The organism is Leptospira noguchii serovar Panama str. CZ214 (assembly GCF_000306255.2).
GTDB classification, from domain to species: domain Bacteria; phylum Spirochaetota; class Leptospiria; order Leptospirales; family Leptospiraceae; genus Leptospira; species Leptospira noguchii.
The window spans coordinates 146,488-164,111 of the sequence record NZ_AKWY02000001.1 but is presented as its reverse complement, the minus strand read 5'-3'; the positions used below and the strand labels follow the sequence as shown (position 1 = coordinate 164,111).

13 protein-coding genes are annotated in these 17,624 nt (G+C 34.3%); 6 read left to right on the top strand and 7 right to left on the bottom strand.

Going from position 1 to position 17,624, the window contains the following annotated elements; all coding sequences use genetic code 11:
- The first annotated feature begins 13 nt into the window (after positions 1–13).
- A complete protein-coding gene (locus tag LEP1GSC059_RS00725) occupies positions 14–1,516 on the top strand; it encodes an aminotransferase class I/II-fold pyridoxal phosphate-dependent enzyme (protein ID WP_002179335.1) in 1,503 nt (500 codons plus the stop codon).
- A 130-nt stretch (positions 1,517–1,646) separates the two neighbouring features.
- Here LEP1GSC059_RS00725 and LEP1GSC059_RS00720 read toward each other — a convergent pair whose 3' ends face one another.
- Positions 1,647–3,797, bottom strand: coding sequence for an MASE1 domain-containing protein (locus LEP1GSC059_RS00720; RefSeq protein WP_017215106.1), 2,151 nt, complete (start codon positions 3,795–3,797; stop codon positions 1,647–1,649).
- Between the two features lie 31 nt (positions 3,798–3,828).
- Here LEP1GSC059_RS00720 and pabB point away from each other — a divergent pair, with 31 nt between their 5' ends.
- From pabB to LEP1GSC059_RS00695, 5 genes are all read left to right on the top strand, one after another.
- Entirely contained in the window at positions 3,829–5,604 is a 1,776-nt protein-coding gene (pabB, locus tag LEP1GSC059_RS00715; RefSeq protein ID WP_036056760.1) for an aminodeoxychorismate synthase component I, read from the top strand.
- A gap of 47 nt (positions 5,605–5,651) precedes the next feature.
- Positions 5,652–6,200, top strand: coding sequence for an RNA 2',3'-cyclic phosphodiesterase (gene thpR, locus LEP1GSC059_RS00710; protein WP_017215102.1), 549 nt, complete (start codon positions 5,652–5,654; stop codon positions 6,198–6,200).
- A gap of 49 nt (positions 6,201–6,249) precedes the next feature.
- On the top strand, positions 6,250–6,909 hold the full coding sequence (aat, locus tag LEP1GSC059_RS00705) for a leucyl/phenylalanyl-tRNA--protein transferase (RefSeq protein ID WP_002179308.1): 660 nt from the start codon (positions 6,250–6,252) through the stop codon (positions 6,907–6,909).
- Between the two features lie 74 nt (positions 6,910–6,983).
- Positions 6,984–7,265 (top strand): hypothetical protein, encoded by a 282-nt coding sequence (locus LEP1GSC059_RS00700; RefSeq protein ID WP_002179181.1) that lies wholly within the window; start codon positions 6,984–6,986, stop codon positions 7,263–7,265.
- Positions 7,266–7,443: 178 nt separating this feature from the next.
- Positions 7,444–9,495, top strand: coding sequence for an AMP-dependent synthetase/ligase (locus tag LEP1GSC059_RS00695; protein ID WP_017215100.1), 2,052 nt, complete (start codon positions 7,444–7,446; stop codon positions 9,493–9,495).
- Between the two features lie 589 nt (positions 9,496–10,084).
- Here LEP1GSC059_RS00695 and LEP1GSC059_RS00690 read toward each other — a convergent pair.
- From LEP1GSC059_RS00690 to LEP1GSC059_RS00665, 6 genes are all read right to left on the bottom strand, one after another.
- On the bottom strand, positions 10,085–10,942 hold the full coding sequence (locus LEP1GSC059_RS00690; RefSeq protein WP_002179275.1) for an N-acyl homoserine lactonase family protein: 858 nt from the start codon (positions 10,940–10,942) through the stop codon (positions 10,085–10,087).
- Positions 10,939–11,982 (bottom strand): LIC_10091 family lipoprotein, encoded by a 1,044-nt coding sequence (locus LEP1GSC059_RS00685; protein WP_002179171.1) that lies wholly within the window; start codon positions 11,980–11,982, stop codon positions 10,939–10,941. The genes LEP1GSC059_RS00690 and LEP1GSC059_RS00685 overlap by 4 nt, the downstream gene beginning before the upstream one ends.
- Before the next feature lie 8 nt (positions 11,983–11,990).
- Positions 11,991–13,475, bottom strand: coding sequence for a HEAT repeat domain-containing protein (locus LEP1GSC059_RS00680; RefSeq protein ID WP_017215099.1), 1,485 nt, complete (start codon positions 13,473–13,475; stop codon positions 11,991–11,993).
- 100 nt (positions 13,476–13,575) lie between these two features.
- Positions 13,576–14,265, bottom strand: a complete 690-nt coding sequence (locus LEP1GSC059_RS00675) for a hypothetical protein (protein WP_004427851.1) — start codon at positions 14,263–14,265, stop codon at positions 13,576–13,578.
- A gap of 268 nt (positions 14,266–14,533) precedes the next feature.
- The gene (locus tag LEP1GSC059_RS00670) at positions 14,534–15,808 is read right to left on the bottom strand and encodes a hypothetical protein (RefSeq protein WP_020980122.1); all 1,275 of its coding nucleotides are present in this window, start codon (positions 15,806–15,808) and stop codon (positions 14,534–14,536) included.
- Positions 15,809–16,637: 829 nt separating this feature from the next.
- Positions 16,638–17,234 carry a hypothetical protein gene (locus LEP1GSC059_RS00665; RefSeq protein WP_036056756.1) on the bottom strand — a complete coding sequence of 199 codons (597 nt, stop codon included), beginning with the start codon at positions 17,232–17,234 and terminating at the stop codon, positions 16,638–16,640.
- Positions 17,235–17,624: the final 390 nt, after the last annotated feature.

Below are 17,624 nucleotides of genomic sequence, written 5' to 3'. Positions count from 1 at the left end.
GGAATCCATAAAAATGTTAAAAGAAATTAACGAACCACATCGAACACTTTGCGGAGAAAGAATTCCATTTGAGAACATTCACGCGGTTTCCGTAAGTCTTCCACAACTGTCAGATGTGATCGGTTACGAAGAAAGAAGAACGGAAACTCTTTCTAGATTAAAATCCGGTTATCCTAGATTTGTTGCACATTCTTATATAGCTAGAATTTTAGATTACAACCGAGATACAAAAAAAATCAACACACCTCAGTTTATCGTTTCTTCGAAAAAAGCCGCAAACTGGATCGTACAAAAATTCTCTATTCAAAACTTTGAAATTATTGAAGACGAAGGAATTACAACCTTAGTCATTCCAGATTTAAAAGATTTAGAAAAAGAAATCCTTTCTTTCATTCAACACACCGGATGCCTTGCTTCTTCCAGAATGGCGGAAGATTTTCTTTTAAAAAAAGGAATCCTACAAGAAATTTTCAGAGAGAAAGTTGAAAAAGAAAATCCGGTCAATAAAATTTTTTCTACTCTATCTTCTTTTTACGGAGATCTAAATCCTGAAATACTTCTTTCCGTTTCTGGAATGAACGGCGTTTATTCTGCTTTCGAATCTTTCAATCAGATTCAACAAAAAAAAGAAAAAACCATTTGGGTTCGTTTGGGTTGGTTATATGTTGATAATATTAGAATATTAGAAAAATATACAAAAGATTCTTACACAATTCACAATGCCACCGATTTGGAAGAATTGGAAAAATTCTTAAAACAAAATTCGGAGCAAGTCGCTGGAATTATCACGGAATGTCCTACCAATCCACTTCTTTTGGTTCCGGATTACGAAAAACTTAAATCCATCGTGGATCATTACAAAATTCCTTTGATCGTGGATATTTCAGTAGCGGGATCGGCGGTCATCAACGTTCTTCCTTACGTAGATGTAATTGTAGAAAGTCTGACTAAATTTGCCTGTGGAAACGGCGATCTTATGATGGGATCTGTCGTATTAAATAAAAATTCGAGTTGGTTCTCCGAGATTCTTCCGCTATGTAAAGAATGGATTGAAAAACCATATTTTAGAGATTGCGAAAGATTAGCTTATGAAATCAAAGATTATGAAAAAAGAGTTCTTAAAATCAGTGAGAATGTTAAAAAACTAGCAGAATTTTTTTCAAAACAACCCGGTATTAAAAAAGTTTTTTGGACAGGATCGACAAATTCTTTTAAAAACTTCCAAAAAATTACCAGACTTCCAAATATACATTCCGGAGTTTTATCAATTGAACTTTCAACTCCATTAGAAAAGTTTTATGATCGACTTGCTTTATTAAAAGGTCCGAGTTTCGGCACTGAATTTACTCTCAATATGCTTTACGTTTATCTGGCTCATTACGATTTGGTAACTCATGACGAAGGAAGAAAATTTCTTAAAGAAAACGGGCTTGATCCAAATCTAATCCGAATTTCCGTTGGTAATGAAGACCCGGATCTTTTGATTGAGGAATATAAAAAAGCTTTGGAAGTTTAAGAAATTTAACTATTCTAATGTAGTAGTTTAAAAAATAGAATTTGTTTGTAAAATTAAAGAACCTAATTATAATTTCTGCAAGAGTGATTACATTTCATTTTTTATGGAAAAAACTTCCATAAAAAATATTTCAAGCTAAATCAACCGAAAGAGGAATATGAATTTTAAACTGAGTTCCTTTTTTAGAGTCAGATGAAAAATCAATCTTACCGCCCAATTGTCTCACGAGTATATTCACAAGTTTTAATCCGAGTGAATTAGAATCCTTCAGATCAAAACCAAAAGGCATACCAATTCCATTGTCCTCAATACGCATTTCTAAGTTTTCACCTGATTTGGAAAATGAAACCCTTAACTCCGGTTTGTTAGGAACGGATCTACCTTCCGGAAAAGCATACTTTAAAGAATTTGAAACTAGTTCGTTGATAATCAATCCGATCGGAATCGCACGATTAACCGTAATATCTAAAGACTCTAATAAAGTGACTAACACAACCGAATCCGATTTTCCGTAAACTTGGAAAAGTTGATTTAAAAGTTTTTCAATATAAACGGAATATTGAATTTTACCCAAATTCTCGGATTGATAAAGTTCCTCGTGGATCATAGACATAGTTCTGAGTCGATTCTGACTTTCTATAAAAACAGAAAGACTTTGTTTATCCTGGACGTAATCAGACTGCATGGATAATAAAGAAGAGATAACTTGAAGATTATTTTTTACCCTATGATGAATTTCCTTCAACATAACCTCTTTTTCATTCAGAGAAAGTTGTAATTTTCTTTCCGCGGATTTAATTTCCGTAAAATCAAGAAGAGTCACAATCACACTGGAAAGAGAAGATTCAAAACCAGGCGGAACAGACCAGCGAATTTTAATGTCGAGCCTGGTATTGTCCTTAACTCTAAAACCAACTTCAACTTCGTAAAAATAAGATTTTTCACGGATGTTTCTTAAAACTCTTTTAAAAACCTTAAAGTTATCCTGACTGAAAAAAAATTTCCAACCTTTATAAACTTCATTCACAGATCCGACTCTCAGCAAATTTACTGTTTCTTGATTTACTCCGATCACTTGGATCGAATTAAAACAATGCCGAACAAAATCGGGACGTGTTTCGACGTAATCGGAAAAAATGTCTCCTTGAATGTTAGGAGGAAGACAATCTAAAACTCGTTTGAGTTCGGAATAATCTGCTTCGATAATTGCAACGGGAAGATGCTCAAACAATCCCATATATCGAGTCTGACTTTTTTCAAGAGCCGCCCTTGCTTCATTTTTTTCTTGAATTTCCTCTCGAAGAATTTCATTAGAACGAAGAAGTTCATGAGTTCTTTCTTCCACTTTCTCTTCCAAACTTTGATGAGAAACCCTAAGCTGATCTTCTACTTCTTTTCTTTCATTCACCATACTCACAACAAGTAAACTTGTAATAGATAAAACCGCGATAAAGAACTGAAGTAAAATGCTAGTCCCCCCGATAGATCCTGCATCAAACCGCGTAGGAATCGTTCCAAAGATCGCTATGATCGAAGAAAAAATAACTGCCAAGCTGCTGGTCCGTTCTCCCAATCGAAACGACGACCAAAGAATCAGAGGAATCAAAATATAGCCCAAGGAATAATTGAAGAAAAAAACTGAAGTAGCTAAATCGAATGAAGTAAGAGAAAAAAATACAATTAAAAAAAGTAATGTCGCAGATTCAAAAAATTCTTTCCATCGAAATAATTTGTACGGCCCTCTAAACCAAAAAAGAATAAACGGCGCTCCTACATAAATTCCAAGCACTTCCCCCACCCACCAAGTCAACCAACTCTGACGAATTGAAGATAAGTCGATCTCTCCTAAAAAGTACATCGAAACCACAGAACCGGTTGCATTAATTACACATACAATCGCTTCTAGAAAAATAAAAAGAAATACAAACTGAGTACGATCTGAAATTTTATATCCGGGAATTTTACGAGTAAGAACTACCTTTCCAACATAACTTTGAAGTGCAGAAAAAAAACCGATTAAAAAGCTAAGATATAAATTATCTCCGGACAATACATCCGTTTCAAAGTTAAAAAGGAAAGAAGCTAAAAAAACTCCTAAAACCGCATAATTTCCAAAAAGCAAAGTGAAACCAAGCGCCGCTCCAGAAGCAGGCCAAATCGCGGAAGCATAACTCGGATAGATCGCAGTCTTTCTTCCGATCAACGCGAGAATATAATAGATTATTCCGGAAATAAAAATGATTCCGCAGATCTTTACGATTTCTTTGAAACGAAGAGACAAAATGATCAATCCAAATTAAATTTGTTTTATAATGAGAATCGAAGAACTACTATTCTCTGGCCAGCCTTTTATGATTTTTGACGAAGGATTCCATCCTTTCGGAAAAATTATCTTCCGCAATCCAATTAAAACGATCGAAGTTTATCATTTTGATACATTGTTAACTTCTCTTAACGAAATAAACGCCTATATAAAACAAGGTTATTATGTAGCCGGTTTTATTTCCTATGAGGCAGGTTATTTTTTTTCCAACATGAATTGGAAAGAAAACGATACCGTTTTGCCGCTTTTATATTTTGCGATTTTCCAAAACCCCGAAAAATTTTCTGAAATTGAAACAGAACCTTCTCAAAATTACGGCTTTTACATTTCCTCAATCCCAAATCGTAAAACATATTTCGAAAATTTAGACACGATTCGAGCCAAACTTTATCAGGGAGAAATTTATCAGATCAACTATACCGATAAAATTTTTTTTGATTTTGAAGGAGATATATTATCTTTTTATAAAACACTATCCGAAAGACAACCCGTTCCCTACGGATCTTGGATTAGAACCTACAACTCGGATATACTTTCTTTTTCACCGGAACTTTTTTTTGAGAAAAAGGAAAAGACTCTGATTACAAAACCAATGAAAGGAACTTATCCAAGAGGTAAATCTACAGAAGAGGACAAAAAAAATGCTCAGGCTCTTATCAATTCCGAAAAGGAAAAAGCAGAAAATCTAATGATCACAGATTTAATGCGAAATGATCTGGGAAAAATTAGTAAAAAAGGAAGTGTTCAAGTTCAAAACTTGTTTTCGGTGGAAAAATATAAAACGATCTTTCAAATGACAAGCACAATCCAATCTGAACTATCAGATTCAATCGAATGGAAAGATATTTTTAAAGAACTTTTTCCAGGCGGATCGATCACAGGAGCCCCAAAACTCAGAGCGATGCAACTGATTCGAGAATTGGAAAAACCCAGAGGAATTTACACCGGAGCAATCGGAGTAATTCAACCAAACCAAAACGCAGTTTTTTCGATCGGAATCCGAACTTTAGAATTAAAAAAAGGAAAAGGAAATATTGGAATCGGTTCTGGAATTACTTGGGATTCCGATCCTGAAAAAGAATGGTTTGAAATTTTAGAAAAGGCGAAATTTTTTACTGAAGCTTCTAACAAATTTTCTCTTTTTGAAACCATACTTTATAAAAATGGAATATTTTATTTTCAGAAAGAACATTTACAAAGAATCAAAAATTCAGCTAAAAAATTCGGATTTCCTTTTTCTGAACAAGAATGGATTTCTTGTTTAAAAAAAGTTTCCACAAATTGCCCAAATTCTGGTTCTTATCGAGTAAAGATTAGTTTAAATTCTTTCGGAAAATTTACATATGAATTTCAGATATTTGAAAACCTCCAAAAAAAAGGAACATTAAAAGTATGTAATATTTTAATAGATTCCTCTTCGGAGTTTAGAAAACATAAAACAAATTTAAGAGAAATATACGACCGGGAAGGAAAACGTTCCAGAGAAGCGGGTCATCTTGATATTTTATTTTTGAATGAAAAAAAAGAAATCATCGAAGGAAGTATCAGTAATATTTTTGTGAAAATCGGAGATTCTTACTTTACTCCTCCGGTGTCTTCAGGTTTACTTCCCGGTATTTTTAGAAATCGTCTTTTAAAACGAAAAGGATTTTACGAGAAAACTCTTTCTTTGGAAGATTTGTTTCGATCGGATTTGGTGTTTCTTTGTAATTCTCTTAGAGGAATTTTAAGAGTAAAAGAAGTTTATAATTTCATAAAAGAATAACGTGGGAATCTGGTTGCGTAAACCTAAAGGGATCATAAACTTTAAGTATGAGAACTTTTCTCGGAATCTCCATTCCAGAAGAAATAAAAGAAGAATTAATTTCGATTTGTTACGGTCTTCCGGACATTCGATGGGTTCCGAAAGAAAACTTTCATATCACCTTAGTATTCTTAGGTGAACAATCCGCCGAACGTCTGGATATTTTATCTGACTTTTGCTCGGAAATATCTTTTACCGAATTTGATCTGGGTTTAAAATCAGTGGGAACTTTCGGAAAACAAAAATCTCCTTCTATTCTTTTTGCAGCTGTAAAACCTTCCGTTGAACTTTTGCAACTTCATAAAACCTTAGATTCCGGAATTCGCAAGCTTGGTTTTTCCATAGACCGACAGAATTATCAACCTCATCTTACGATCGGTCGTTTTAAAAATTCGAACGAGACAAGAGTAACTACTTACTTGGAAGAATTTGCAAATTTTGTTTCTTCCAATTTTAAAGTTTCCGAATTTCATATCTATTCTTCTAAAACGTCTTCAAACGGACCGGTTTATTCCATCGAAGAATCTTTTTCACTTTTACCGTCTTACAAAATATGAAAGTCCTAAATTATAAAGTTTTAGAAAATTTTAAAATAGGAAACAAACCTTGAAAGACTTCTCCGATTTTTTTCGAAACCCTCACATTTGGGATCGAGAAATTGTAGCGGTTGGTGGCGATCTTTCTCCCGAACGGCTTTTATACGCTTATAAAAACGGTATTTTTCCTTGGTCGGATCAACCGATTCTTTGGTACTGTTTAGATCCAAGAAGTATTTTCGATCTCAACAAACTACACGTTTCCAAACGATTAAAAAGAAAAATCAATCAAAAACGTTATACGATCACATTCAACCGCGCATTTGAACAGGTGATGCGATGTTGTGCGTATCGTCCGGGTGAAGATACTTGGATCACAGATCTTTTTATCAAAAGTTATACCGAATTTCATAAACTTGGTTATGCTCATTCTTTAGAAATTTGGGACGAAAACGGAAAGTTAGGTGGAGGAGTTTATGGAATTGCAATTGGAAATTTTTTTGCCGGTGAATCTATGTTTTCCTTCATTCCGGACTTTGGAAAAATAGGACTCTTTTATTTATTTGAAACTTTAAAAAAAGATCATTTTACTCTGTTTGATACTCAACAACTTAACCTAGTTACCCTAAGTCTTGGAGCTTATCAAATTCCTAAAAAAGAATATCTCAAACGATTAGAGTCTGCCGTCGCCTCGGGTAAAAAATGGAATCCTTCTCACTTCGTTCTTTAAAAAACGTATTTACATTTTTACTGAGGATGTTGGACTTCTCCAATCAATCATTCTATTCAATAGGAAATTTACAAATGACCCTTTTTAAGAAAATTCTTATCCAACTTTTGATCGCCGCGATGGCTTTAACCGGATTCTCAGCACTCGTCGCAGAAGAAACTTCAGAGACCCCAAGCGAACAAACGGAAAGTTCAAAAGAAACTAAGTCCGAGAAAAAAGGAAAGAAATCTAGGAAATCCAAAAAGTCAAAAAAATCTAAGAAGTCGAAAAAATCCAAAAAAGAAAAAGCAGAAAGTAAAAAAGAAGAAGCTGCTCCCGCTTCCGAATCTTCTACTCCTGCAGGTGAAGAGCAATAATATCTTCCTCTCCGTCTATCTTTTAAAAGATAGACGGACCCTTCCCTTCATCTTTTTGCAGCGCACCTTCCAAACCTCTTCCTAAAATTTGATTGACTCTTTCCGTTTCTCTCTTAGTTTAATCAGCCTTTAACCTACCGAAATCGTTTCGGTAAAACTCACTTAAGAGGAATTGAAAATGTATAAAAACCTCGCGGATATGTTGATACAATCCACCGAGAAATATGGAGATCGACCTGTATTTTGGAGTAAAGGAGAAGACAAAGAATTCCATCCAACTTCTTATAACCAACTTTACGACATGGGTATAGCACTCGCGGAAGCGCTCATTCAGTTGGGGTTAAAAGCAAGAGAACACGTCGGAGTCTTGGCGGATAACAGATTAGAATGGATACTTACGGATTATGCGATCCAATTTTCCGGAGCAGCAAATGTTCCAAGAGGAACAGACGTCACCGAATCTGAATTAGAATATATTCTCAATCACTCGGAAGCAAAAATCGTTTTTATCGAAAACGATAAAATGCTAGAAAAATACAATAAGATTAAATCAAAACTTCCTAAAGTAGAAACAATCATCATTATGGATAAGTCTTCTGCCGCAAAAGGAAAACACATTCATAAAATTTATGATCTGGTTGAAGAAGGAAGATCCCTTAGAGCCCAAGGTAGCAAAAAAGCCGAAAAAAGGATCGAAGATATTAAACCGGAAGATCTTTTCACTCTCATTTATACTTCGGGAACCACTGGAATGCCCAAGGGTGTAATGCTGATGCATTCTAATATGATCCATCAAATGGTTCACGTAGTTCCTATGCTTTTGACGGACATCAAACCTACGGATAGTATGCTTTCTATATTACCAATTTGGCATATATTTGAAAGAGTAAACGAATACGGAGCTATTTCGAGCGGTATTCAAACCTACTATACAAAAGTAGCCGATCTCAGAAACGACCTTGCAAAAGCAAAACCTTCTTTTATGGCTTCCGCTCCTCGTGTTTGGGAAAACGTTTATGCAAACATTTACAATAAAGTGAATGATCCAAAACAAACCCCTCCAATTCGCAGGATTTTATTTAAACTCGCGTATTTCTTTTCTAAACACTACAATGCTTCTAGAAGATTTTTAAATGGATTAGAAGTTGATTACGAAAAGAGAAATATATTTAAATCTCTTGCAATCGGAATCAAATCCCTGATTATCCTTTTATTAACAGGTCCTTTTACGTTAAGCGCCATTTCAATTCTGGCTTATCTGACTCTTCCTGTTTATAGGGTTTATCTTCCCAATTGGCTTTTCTTTTCTTTGGCGGGTCTAGGACTTGTTTTCAACGCAAAAACTTTAGATACGATCGTTCTTTCTAAAATCCGCGGCGCTACCGGAGGAAGATTAAAGGCATCCCTATCAGGTGGTGGGGCATTACAATCGCACGTAGATAATTTCTTTAACGATATAGGGATGCTCGTTTTAGAAGGATACGGTATGACAGAAACAAGCCCTGTAATTTCAGTAAGACCTTTTGTAAAACCGATCATTGGTTCCGTAGGTTTTTTGGTTCCTAAATCCGAACTGATCATCAAAGACGAAAACGGGAACGTGTTAACTCACATCAACGATCAATTTGAAGTTATAGCGGGTAAATTGGGACAAAAAGGAATCGTTTTCGTCAAAGGTCCACAAGTGATGAAAGGTTATTATAAAAATCCAGAAGTCACTAAAAAGACCATCATAGACGGTTGGATGAATACCGGAGATATAGGGTTTATCAATTTCAAAAAAACTCTTACACTAACCGGTAGAGCCAAAGACACAGTAGTTCTGTTAGGCGGAGAAAACGTAGAACCGGTTCCAATTGAAAATAAAATGGATGAATCCCCATTTATCAAACAATCCATGGTAATCGGTCAGGATCAAAAAGTTTTAGGAGCAATTATCGTTCCCGATATGGAACACTTAGCCGCTTGGTGTAAAGAAAATGGAATTGATTCTTCTAAAATCGATGAAATAATCAAAAATCCTAAAGTGATCGATTTCTACAAAAAGGAAGTTCGTAACTACAATAGCACGAAAACTGGCTTTAAATCTTTCGAGCAGGTTCAGCATATTATTCTGGCCAAAAAACCTTTCGAGGTTGGAGACGAATTAACCAATCTTCTTAAGATGAAACGCCATGTGATCACTGAAAAATACGGTAAAGAAATCAAAAAAATCTACGAAAAAGATTAAGTCTTTTAAATTCGATTTTTCTTTAAAAATAAAAGCTCGGAGTTTTTTACTTCGAGCTTTTATTTCAACAGGTTTTCTAATTAACGTAAGTCCGACGTAAGAAAATTTGGGCGAATCCGGCTTGCCACAGTCAGCTGACGAACCGGGTTCTGGTTAATAAACTATATGCAGGAAACGTGATACAACATATCGTTTTTAATTTCAATAGAACGCAATTTGTTGAACGACTGTAGAAGCAAGACCTGAATTCAGGAAAGCGTTTTGCTGAGTTCAATTTTGATTCTAAAATCCTATTCAACTTGTGGGGTTGGTTATGGCTGAGTTTCCATCACGCCGATCCCTTTCGCATTATACCGAATTACATTAACTAAAGCGAATTTCCAAAATGACTTATGAAATTAAAAAGCTTTATAAAACCTGAATATAAAATTCTTAATATCCATTTTCTTCATGAAATCATCGTTTTGCGATGATCATTTAATAAAAAAGTTCCTAAAATAAGATACTCACAACAATAGACTTCTTCAATTTTTTTCGCAGTAAAGAATCGAATCTTATCACAATCTATAAAATCGACACACTGCCATTTTCAAAAAGAATCAAGAATACGAATTCCTGAAACGATTTCTTCTCCTTCCTGTAAAATGGAAGGATCGTGCAACGTAAGAATTTTCGTTCCTTTGCCGTCCAAGATTCGGATATATTCTATAAAATCACGATTTCGTTTTAAAGAGAAAGCGGCTTCTTTAGTAAGACCAATTCCATTTTTACATTCTTCAATAAAATAACATTCGTCGCCAGTAAATAAGAATTGTTTTTCAGAAGTGACTATCCATTCCAACGCCTGAGATCCGGGAGTATGCCCACCTGTGAATAAAATTTGTAAACCCGGTAAGAGTGAATATGTTCCATCAAACGAATGAATACGATTCGCTTTTATTAAAGAATTTAAATATACGGATTGATTTGGAAAGTAAGATTGTTTTTTAAGAAGATCCAAATCGTGGTTTTGTATGTGTAATGTCGCAGAAGGAAAAAGAAAAATCCCTCCTGCATGATCGAAATGAAAATGTGTAAGCACTAAATCCGTAATTTCTTTCGGATCAATTTCGCATTTTTTTAAAAGACGATCCGGGTTTTCAAAACTTATAAAACCGAATTTTTTTCTATAAGATTCGTTTAAAAAGCCTGAATCGATTAAAATATTTTTTCCAGGAATTCGAATCAGATAAAATAGATAAACAATTTCGCGACTTCCTTTATCTTCTTCTACGTTTAAAAATCGGTCCGGATATAAACTTCTTCCATAAGTAAATACATAAAGACCAAAACTGGATTTACAATTTTTACGGTTTGCAATTTTCAAACGATTTGTATCTTGATTTTTTGAAATACAATTTAAGATAAAAAAAACAGAAACCAAAAATCCAAAAATAAAACTTTTCATTTCAAAACTTCTGCAGGTCCACTTTTAATCATGGAAAAACCTTTTTGAATAGGAGTTCTAAATTGCATTAGAATTCCTTTATGAAGATGACCTGATATTAACATCCAATCCTGTAAATTTTTCAAAGACTGAATATTATAATGTAAAGGATAATCCACCGGAATTTTTTCTCCGTCAGGAGATCCATACTCTTCCTTGGTTCCGTTTTGCATCGTTCTCAAAACAATTCCTTTTTCATCCGTGGGCAAACTTAGCAGGTTGTCTCGAAAATTGTTACTGTAAGAAAAATAATCTTCTATATTAGAAAGATAAACAACTCGAATCGGAACGTTTAATCTTGCGGCTCTTTCCGCCACAGATCTCATACTTTTTTCAGCGTTAATATCCCCTTTCAAAATCTGGATCCTTCCTTGAAGAACCATGTTTCGAACATAGTCGTATTCTTCTTTAGAATGAATAAATGTCTTAAGACCAAATCTTTGAAACGTTCGATCAAGTTCATTCCATCTTTGTGGAACGTCTGATTTACCTCTATGAGCCACTTCCCAAGCTTCTCGAATGAGAGGCCATTCTGGATCGTTTCCCCATTCTTTCTTTATAATTTCAAAAGAGGTTTGTTTATTTTTTCGAGCCCAAAACTCGCGATACGATTCCGGATCAGGAGCCATTTTAAAAAACAAAAGATGAATTCGGTTAATTAGACAAATCGTATAATCAAAATCCATTAACCACACATACTTACTCTTTGCCCAAGCGACAAATGTAAAATTCTGATCCGTTCCGGCGCCTAAATAACCACCTTCTAAATTTTCAATATAAGGTTTAAAAAGATCTATTCTGAGTTCATTCGATGCAGGATAATGCCTTCCTCCTAAATCTTTAGAAACAAACTCATCAACTTTCAAAGGAGCTAAAAATAGTCTTTCATCTTCTTTAAGAGAAGGAACGATCCACGGGTTTTTAGGAAGGGGCGTCTTACAAGTCGAAATGAAAAAAATAAATCCAGTTAAAACAAACAGGATCGCTTTAAAATGAAACATAAACCTGATTACTTAGAGTTGAGTTTATACCAATTCAACCATTCGTTCCGAGAATGGAAGTTCTTTCCTGTAATCGATGAAAGAGAAAACATTAAAAGTTTAAAACTTACTTCCTCGTTTTCATCCAAAATTTTAATCAAAACGGGAACACTAGCACGCTCCTTTCTTTCTCCGAGTCCGGAAATCGCAGCCTGTTGTAAAGAAACGTTTTTCTTTTGTGCAAAATTTTCTAAAATTTTGCGAGACTCTTCTCCCGGAATGGAAGTAATTGCAGAAACTACAATGGAAGATGAATCCGGATTTTTTTCGGCGAGTGCTGCCAAAGTCGAAAGCGCTTTTGGAGATCCTAAAAACCCAAGCGCTTCGACAGCCAATAAAGAAAGTTTGGAATCTTTGGATTTTGATGCTGCAATTAAATCATCTAAGACTTCCATTGCTTGTAAAATTCCCAAAGACCAAGCCGCTCCGTATCTGCCTTCTCCTTCCGATTCTTTAAGAACATTCAATAAAACTGGAATACTTTTTTTATCTCCTAGATAACCTAAAGATCTCCCGATCATTTCACGATCGGGTAATTGAGAATTTATAAAACTTTTTTCAATTGATAAACGCGCCGACTTAAAACCGATTCTACCTAAAACCAAAGCAGCAGGTGCAACCGAGTTCGGCTCATTCTCCTCAAGAATTTTTAAAACCTTAGGCCCTGTTTCAGAGGAAGGAATTTCCGAAAGAACGTTTACCGCACGATAACGAATGTCTCTATTTTTATGTTTTAAAATCGGAATCGTAGACGCAATCGCAGCTGAACTTTTAATTTCGATCAATGCGATCATAGAGTTTTCGCTTCCTTTATCAAAATCTCCAGATAGGCCACGGACTAAAATAGGAATTGATTTTTTACTTGAGATTCTTCCGAGAGCAAGATAAGTAGCAGCTAACGTAGGAGATGGTTCTACCGTTTTTGCAAGTTCTATCAGATAAGATTCCGCAGAACGAACTTTAAGTTTTCCTAAAGCCATTGCATATGTTTTTGCAATTTTAGGATCTTGATTTTTGCGGGCTAAATTGAGAATTGCTTCTCCGGCAGAATTGGCTCCTATACGAACCAAAACATCAACCGCAATTAATCTCAAAGTGTGATCCTGAGATTGTAAAAAAGGAAGAACGGCATTAGCACAAGAAGGGTCTGCCATTCTTGCAAGAGCTTCCAATAAAATTTCCGGAGTAACTCCAGAATCTTTAGAAAATAATTTTATAATTTCCGGAATAGAAATTTTATCTTTCCAGGTCCCGAGTACAATCGCAGCCGTTCCTTTAACCACCGGACTGACATCGTTTTTGAGTAAATTCCGAATTTTGTTCAAAGAAGGTTTATGCATTCTATTAGAAATTTCTAAAATAGCTTGCGCTCTAACCTGTGGGTTTTCGGAGTTTAATTCTTCTTGGACTTGTTCCAACGGAATTTCTTTTTTTTCTTCTGGGACAGGTAACATTTCAGGTTTCGATGGTCCCTCACAATTCCATAAAATTAATATACAAATTAAGAATAATCGCATAAAACTCTCTCTTAAATATTATTATGAATGGAAGAAATTAAAAATCTGGAATCTGGCTTTGAACCTGTTTTAATTCCAAAAGTTCTTTTTTCCAATCTTCTAAATCCTGATACGCTGTTTCAACTTGGTCTGACTCTAACCTTCCTTCTTGAATCGTATATTCAATTAATTGAATTCTTGACTCTAATTCTTCGATCCGATATTGAAAATAAGCGTGTTGTTCCTTTGGATCTACATTTGGTTGAGAAGGAGGTTCTTCTGGCGGTTTTCCTGGTTCCGTGTATTTCGCTAAAGAATATACAATTGCATTTTTAGTTTCTATATCCGTAAAAGTATCTAATCGTTCTCTTGCTTTCTTTTCCTCTGTTTCCGTTAAAGGGGGTCGAAACTCTGAAGGAATGTATATATTTTTAGGGTACCTTGCTATAAAGTCCGTCCATTCTTTTCTAATCTGTTCTTTTTCTTCCGGAGTCTTTTTAGGATGGAGCGCTTCTGGCCAAAACTTTTTAACCTGAGCTTCCAAATCTGGATCTTCATTAAAAGGATGAGGCGCGTCCGGGTAATAAGGATCCATTTCCGAATAATATTTTGTTTTTAAGCTAACTTTGTTTTCTTCCGCAATCGAAACAATTCGTTTTTTTGAATTTTCAGGCCAAAAAATTAAGAACAATATTAAAAATGCCGCAAGTATAGAAATTATAAAAATATATTCTTTTTTGAATTTCATAAATAACTCCCCAAATAATTAAAGATCACATATCATTAGGCAATCTTCAATTACACTCTTCTGTTGCTTTAGATAACCTGCATGAATGAGTTTTTCATTCTTAATAAAATTCGCATAACATCAATTTAATGAAAAATCCGGTTTTACTGAGTTCTACAAAACCAAACACCATGAATTTTTATTACAAAACATTGTTTGAATACAAAAAATCAGGGTTCTGTTATATAGTTCTGAATAAAACCATATCTTTGGATTTCATAGATCCCGTTTAAGTAAAGACCTGAAGAATCCAAGAAATATATATTCCAATCGTATATTCCTTTAGATATTTCTTTAGATCAATCGGATCTCTATTTAAACTATCATAATACCAAGCCGTATATTCGCTAACTTGAGGAATGCTAAAACCGTAATGAGAATTTATGGCTTTAATTAACTCATTTGCAAAAACTGCATGTCCATACATGTTAGGATGTACACCGTCCAAGCTAAAAATCCCAGGTTGTCCTGGTAAAGGCCAACTCGCACGAGCATGCCCCGGACTCCAACCACTAGGGCTTTCTATACGACGTCCGTTTTCTTTCAAATCGTCAAAGACTACTTTTAGATCTGCAACCGCAAACCCCATCGCTGCACCTTGAGCTTTGATTTCATCGTTCACCATGCTTAAGTAATTTGTAATCTGACTGACTTCTCTCGAATCTAAAACTTGACCTTCATGAGTTACGTAGCTACGGTAAAACGCTTTTAATCCTGTTAAATTCCCTCTTCCTTTGAAATCTCTATGTCGATCCAAAAAGAAAAGTGTAGTCACATTTGGAACCGTAAACAAAACGCCTCCTTTAATGCTCCCAATTGCTGCCAAGCGTCTCATTACTTCACGAATGTCTTTTTTATATCGTGTTTCATCTAAACAAGAAGTAGAAGTTGTAAGTACAGTACAAAGCACGTGATTGCCTGCTGCAGTTCCAAAAAGAAAAGTAGGTTTTACCTTCTCCATAATTTCTATTTGAGTACCAGAATCACGAAGACCAAATCGATGAAATTTATTAGGAGTTTGACAATCTTTAACTTTCACCCAACGATAAGAAGGCCAAAACCAACTCCACCAATTCCACTCTCTCTTCCATTTCATTGCAGTAATATCTTTACATTTACCCGAAGTTCTTAAAACAGAACTATATTCGGCTCCTGAAATTCCTACGTTTGTAGGAAGATCTACAGTGGAAACGTTCCCTCCTATCAAAGAGCTTATAATACAAAAGGGGCCACAATCTCCTTGTAGAACACTCTCAAAATTTATCCAAGGTCCTTTAAGAACATTATACGAAACCGAAGAACCGGCCTGTTCGCTAACCAATATAGGATAAGCCCAGCGTTGAGTTTTTTTCTCCACAGTAGCGCCAAAAAAACCTTGGCTCAAAGAATCACCGATAACTCCAGGTCTCGCAAAAAGCTCGGCTTGTGATTGAGCCGCTAAACTTACGACTTCAAAAACAAACGACAACAGAAAAACCATAAACCATTTTATCTTTCTAAACATTTGCATTTCTCCTTATTAGAGTCCGGACAACCCCCACCTGTTTTAAGAAAAAAAATCAACTTTTGATCATCCACAACCCTTGTTTTTTTATAATAACACTAATAATAAAAAAGATCTGTCAATAGGATTTATAAAATACGTTATAAAAAAACAACTCTTGCTACAAAAGTAACAGGGTTCAATCCATTGAGTAATAAATACTTAAGAATATAATATTAAACTAATAAATAAAAATTATACTAAAGAAATATATACCGCTTAAGAATACGTAACCTAATTATTAATTTAAGAAACCTGCATAAATGAAGGCCTATATAAAAATTTAGTTTTTTTCTTTAAAAAGATGATAGATTTTAAATCGTATTTTTGTGTAAAATCAGCGGCTTGAACGAACACGCAAAAAATAAAAATCGTTCCGTAAGCTTGCTAAACAATAAAAAGATTTAAGAGAATCTTGAATAAAATTTACATCCGAATACTACTCGTGATCCCTATAAAATTTAGTACTTTGAATTTTTTCCCCAAAGTCCTAAAGTTCTGTTTTAAATAAAAACATTAGTATTCTATTATATATTTTTGAATTAAATCTCAAATAGAGTTGTTGAAAAATTAATTCTCCATCAGTTTCTTTTATGGAAACAGCCGATGAAGCAATTTTGTTAATCTGAAATATGGAATTTTTCAACAACTCAAATGACAACGTATTTCAAAAGGAAATAAAAAAGCCGGAACTAATTCCGGCTTTGCGATGAGAGTAAATGAAAAATTTTTATCTTAGTCTACAACATTCTTATTTCCATATCATAGATCATTTCTATATAAATCGAAATTAAAGTTTTTGTAAAATTCCGGTTGCTGCCGAATTTTCGATTTGTGTTCCCGCAACTCCACCGTATGAATTTGCACAATAAACTCCGCTGAAATTCTCAATGAGGTTAATTTTAAATTTATCTCCTGGACTTGCATTGAAAGTAATAAAAGATCCAGTCTCATCACTTCCATTTACCGGATTTAAATTATAATTATTTAAATAAACTTCAAGATATCTTTCACTAGAAAGTGTTGAAGTCCCGCATTTAGTTTTACCATAACCACTTTTCATAGAACCTACTTTATATCTACCGCTCTTTTGAATTGTAATTTCAGCAAATCCCTTGTCCATACCACAAATCGTAATCGGCCTATCTCCCGAATATGAATAAACCACTTCAATATCATCGGAAGAAAAGGACGCAATTTTTCTTGCAATTGCTACGTCTGCGCCACATCTCGGGGTAACAATATTATAAAATTGAACGAGGCTCATGATCTCTTCCTCAGATAAGTCTTTAAACGGATCCTTGGGGCCTTCCTGGTCTTGTTTACATTGTAGTAACAAAGAAATTAAAATGAATATTTTTAAAACGAAATACAAATATCGGTACATAACGTTATTTTTTATGAAATTATACACAGTCAATTTAAATTGAATATAGGATTTAAATATTTTTAGAAATCAGAAGATTGAGTATAACGTTTCGTTTTACTGATCTCTATAAAATTAAATACCGTTAATTCTATCGCAAAAAGCTGATTCTATGTAAAATATTAGGTACTTTATTATATAGTTATGAGTAGTAAAAATAGAATTTTATATACTTAAAAAATTATTTCCAATCTTTTTACACAGAATTTAGCTTATCAGTAAAAACAAATTTTTGATCTCAGTCATGTGATATTAAATTTATTGAAAAATTCAATATCACATGACCGATTCCTATATAATAGAGCCACGAATCTATATCACAAAACTAGTTTGAGTGTAAAATATTAGTAG